At 71.1% G+C, this 4,159-nt stretch carries 4 protein-coding genes; 2 read left to right on the top strand and 2 right to left on the bottom strand.

The window, feature by feature from the left end; genetic code table 11:
- Positions 1–92: 92 nt before the first annotated feature.
- Together ACX28W_RS43655 and ACX28W_RS43650 are read right to left on the bottom strand one after the other, a co-directional pair.
- Positions 93–896 carry a DUF3097 domain-containing protein gene (locus tag ACX28W_RS43655; RefSeq protein WP_459005646.1) on the bottom strand — a complete coding sequence of 268 codons (804 nt, stop codon included), beginning with the start codon at positions 894–896 and terminating at the stop codon, positions 93–95.
- A gap of 43 nt (positions 897–939) precedes the next feature.
- A complete protein-coding gene (locus ACX28W_RS43650) occupies positions 940–1,677 on the bottom strand; it encodes an MBL fold metallo-hydrolase (protein WP_459005645.1) in 738 nt (245 codons plus the stop codon).
- Positions 1,678–1,903: 226 nt separating this feature from the next.
- On the opposite strand from ACX28W_RS43650, the gene hrcA reads away from it, so the two are divergent.
- Both hrcA and dnaJ read left to right on the top strand, forming a co-directional pair.
- On the top strand, positions 1,904–2,920 hold the full coding sequence (hrcA, locus tag ACX28W_RS43645) for a heat-inducible transcriptional repressor HrcA (RefSeq protein ID WP_459005647.1): 1,017 nt from the start codon (positions 1,904–1,906) through the stop codon (positions 2,918–2,920).
- A complete protein-coding gene (dnaJ, locus tag ACX28W_RS43640; RefSeq protein ID WP_362084750.1) occupies positions 2,921–4,057 on the top strand; it encodes a molecular chaperone DnaJ in 1,137 nt (378 codons plus the stop codon).
- The last annotated feature ends 102 nt before the right edge of the window (positions 4,058–4,159 follow it).

The following is a 4,159-nucleotide window of genomic DNA, read 5'->3' as shown; positions in this document are numbered from 1 at the left end:
GGCCGTTCAGGCCGAAGCGGGGGTCTGGGGGCGGCAGCCCCCAGGTACGGATGGGACGGGTAGGGGCGGCGGGGGCGGAGAACCGCGTCGGGTCACTCCGTCACCGTGACGAAGTCGATCAGTTCCTCCACCCGGCCCAGGAGGGCCGGTTCCAGGTCCTTGTAGGAGTGCACCCGGGACAGGATGTGCTGCCAGGCCGCGCCGGTGTTTTCCGGCCAGCCCAGGGCCCGGCACACGCCCGTCTTCCAGTCCTGGCCGTGGGGTACGCGGGGCCAGGAAGGGATGCCTACGGAGGACGGTTTCACGGCTTCCCAGATGTCGATGTACGGGTGGCCGAGGACGAGGGCGTGGTCACTTGTGACCGACGCCGCGATACGGGACTCCTTCGTGCCCGGGACCAGGTGGTCGACGAGGACGCCGAGGCGGGCGTCCGGACCGGGGGAGAAGTCGGCCACGATCGAGGGCAGGTCGTCGATGCCCTCCAGGTACTCCACGACGACGCCCTCGACGCGCAGGTCGTCGCCCCAGACCCGTTCGACGAGTTCGGCGTCGTGACGGCCCTCCACGTAGATCCGCCCGGCCCGCGCCACCCGGGCCCGCGCGCCGGGGACGGCGACCGAACCGGAGGCCGTGCGCGAAGGTCGTGCCGGACCGGAGGAGGGGCGGACCAGCGTCACCACCTGCCCCTCCAGGAGGAAGCCGCGCGGCTCCAGCGGGAACACCCGGTGCTTGCCGAACCGGTCCTCCAGCGTGACCGTGCCCGCCTCGCAGCGGATCACCGCGCCGCAGAAGCCCGTACCCGGCTCCTCGACCACCAGACCCGGCTCCGCCGGGACCTCGGGCACGGGCTTGGGCTTCTTCCACGGCGGGGTCAGGTCCGGAGAGTACTGGCGCATTCGGATGACGATAGGAGAAGCGAGGGGGGATCCGGGAGGACGGTCACGACGACACGCCGAAACGCGCGGCCAGCGCCGCCCGCTGCTCCCGGACAAAGGCCGCATTCACCACCGTTCCATGGCCGGGCACGTACACCGCGTCCTCCCCGCCCAGGTCGAGCAGCCGGTCCAGGGCCGCCGGCCAGTGGGTCGGCACCGCGTCCGGACCCGCTTGAGGTTCGCCCGACTCCTCCACCAGATCACCGCAGAAGACGATCTCCGGGGAGCCCGGCGCGGCCACCAGGACCACCAGGTCGTGGGCCGTGTGGCCGGGGCCGACGTTCGCCAGCAGGACCTGGACGCCGCCGCCCAGGTCGAGCGTCCACTCGCCGGACACCGAGTGCTGCGGGTGGACCAGGACATCCGCCGCCTCGTCCGCCGCGCGTGGGTCGAGGCCGTTGCGTACGGCGTCGGCGCACAGCTCCTCGCGTTCGTGCGCGAGGACCGCGTCCAGCCCGACCGCCCCGAAGACCTGCACGCCCGCGAACGCCGCGGCGCCGAACACGTGGTCGAAGTGGGGGTGGGTGAGTGCGAGGTGCGTCACCCGACGGCCCGGGCCGAGGAGCCGCAGCGCCTCGGCGCGCAACCGTGCGCCCTCGCCGAGGCTCGACCCGGCGTCGATCATGAGTGCCGCGCCCTCGCCCACCACCAGGCCGGCCGTGCAGTCCCAGACCGGGAGTCGCCGTCGCCCCACCCTCGGGGCCAGCTCCTGCCACGCCGACTCTTCCCAAGTCACCTTCATGCGGTGACGCTAGCGGTGCGCCGGTGCGACATCACGGGACACGTCGGCATACGTGGCGTGGGATCGCGGGACGCGTCGGCATGAGCCGCACAAGATCGCGGGCCCGCCCTTGCCGGGGCCGTACCCGGCGGCCGTACACTGGGCCGGGGGATGCTGGCACTCGCGCGCGCTGAGTGCCAAGCGAAAAGCCAAGGAGCCGATGGGCAGACAGCTGGAGGTGTGCGCGATGCTCAGTGAACGCAGGCTGGAAGTGCTGCGCGCCATCGTCCAGGACTATGTCGGCACCGAGGAGCCGGTCGGTTCCAAGGCGCTGACCGAGCGGCACCGGCTTGGGGTGTCCCCGGCCACCGTCCGCAACGACATGGCGGCCCTGGAGGACGAGGGGTACATCGCCCAGCCGCACACCAGCGCCGGGCGGATCCCCACCGACAAGGGCTACCGGCTCTTCGTCGACAAGCTCGCGGGCGTCAAACCGATGACCGCGCCCGAGCGGCGTGCCATTCAGAACTTCCTCGACGGCGCGGTGGACCTCGACGACGTCGTGGGGCGGACCGTGCGGCTGCTCGCGCAGCTGACGCGGCAGGTCGCCGTCGTGCAGTACCCCTCGCTGACGCGCTCGACGGTACGGCACGTCGAGCTGCTGGCGCTCGCCCCCGCGCGCGTGATGCTCGTCCTGATCACGGACACGGGCCGGGTCGAGCAGCGCATGATCGACTGCCCGGCGCCGTTCGGGGAGACGTCTCTCGCCGATCTGCGGGCCCGGCTCAACAGCCGGGTCGCGGGCCGTCGCTTCGCGGACGTCCCGCAGCTCGTGCAGGACCTCCCGGACGCCTTCGAGGCGGAGGACCGCGGTACGGTCACGACGGTGCTCTCCACCCTGCTGGAGACACTCGTCGAGGAGACCGAGGAGCGGCTGATGATCGGCGGCACCGCCAACCTCACGCGCTTCGGACATGATTTTCCCCTCACGATCCGCCCCGTCCTCGAAGCGCTGGAGGAGCAGGTCGTCCTCCTCAAGCTTCTTGGTGAGGCGGGGGATTCGGGCATGACCGTACGGATCGGTCACGAGAATGCGTACGAGGGACTCAACTCCACGTCCGTCGTCTCCGTCGGCTACGGTTCGGGCGACGAGGCAGTAGCGAAACTCGGCGTGGTCGGACCGACCCGCATGGATTACCCCGGAACGATGGGAGCGGTACGAGCGGTGGCACGGTACGTCGGACAGATCCTGGCGGAGTCTTAAGTGGCCACGGACTACTACGCCGTGCTCGGCGTGCGCCGCGACGCGTCCCAGGACGAGATCAAGAAGGCATTCCGGCGGCTCGCACGCGAGCTGCACCCGGATGTCAATCCCGATCCGAAGACGCAGGAGCGGTTCAAGGAGATCAACGCCGCGTACGAGGTGTTGTCGGACCCGCAGAAGAAGCAGGTCTACGACCTCGGTGGCGACCCGCTGTCCCAGTCGGGCGGCGCGGGCGCCGGCGGCTTCGGCGCGGGTGGCTTCGGGAACTTCTCGGACATCATGGACGCGTTCTTCGGTACGGCGTCGCAGCGCGGGCCGCGCTCGCGTACGCGCCGTGGCCAGGACGCCATGATCCGGCTCGAGATCGAGCTGGACGAGGCCGCCTTCGGCACGACGAAGGACATCCAGGTCGACACGGCTGTGGTGTGCGGGACCTGTAGCGGTGAGGGTGCCGCGCCGGGGACCTCCGCGCAGACCTGTGACATGTGCCGCGGTCGCGGTGAGGTGTCCCAGGTCACGCGGTCCTTCCTGGGGCAGGTCATGACCTCGCGGCCGTGTCCGCAGTGCCAGGGCTTCGGGACCGTCGTCCCGACTCCGTGCCCGGAGTGCGCGGGCGACGGGCGGGTGCGGTCGCGGCGGACGCTCACGGTCAAGATTCCGGCCGGTGTCGACAACGGCACGCGGATTCAGCTCGCGGGCGAGGGGGAGGTCGGGCCCGGTGGTGGGCCCGCCGGTGACCTCTACGTCGAGATCCACGAGCTTCCGCACGCGACCTTCCAGCGGCGTGGGGACGACCTGCACTGCACGGTCACCATCCCCATGACCGCGGCGTCTCTCGGAACCAAGGTGCCGCTGGAGACCCTCGACGGGCTGGAGGAGGTCGACATCCGGCCGGGCACGCAGTCCGGGCAGTCGATCCCGCTGCACGGGCGTGGCATCACGCATCTGCGGGGCGGTGGCCGGGGTGACCTGATCGTGCATGTCGAGGTCATGACGCCGACGAAGCTTGATCCCGAGCAGGAGCGGTTGCTGCGGGAGCTGGCGGTGTTGCGGGGTGAGGAGCGGCCCACGGGGCAGTTCCAGCCGGGGCAGCAGGGGTTGTTCTCGCGCCTGAAGGACGCGTTCAACGGTCGCTGACCGGAGTGTCGGCGGGGGTGTTTTTTCGCCCCCGCCGCCCCTACCCGTCCCATCCCGTTCCTGGGGGCTCCGCCCCCAGACCCCCGCCAGGGGCGCTGCGCC

The organism is Streptomyces sp. SD15, from assembly GCF_054462255.1.
Note: the sequence above shows the minus strand (reverse complement) of the source record. Positions and strands in the feature narration are given on the sequence as shown.

Bases quoted from the DNA above. Each gene is read 5' to 3' on its own strand.
- ACX28W_RS43655 (WP_459005646.1), bottom strand. From the start codon at position 896: ATGCGCCAGTACTCTCCGGACCTGACCCCGCCGTGGAAGAAGCCCAAG.
- ACX28W_RS43650 (WP_459005645.1), bottom strand. From the start codon at position 1,677: ATGAAGGTGACTTGGGAAGAGTCGGCGTGGCAGGAGCTGGCCCCGAGG.
- hrcA (WP_459005647.1), top strand. From the start codon at position 1,904: ATGCTCAGTGAACGCAGGCTGGAAGTGCTGCGCGCCATCGTCCAGGAC.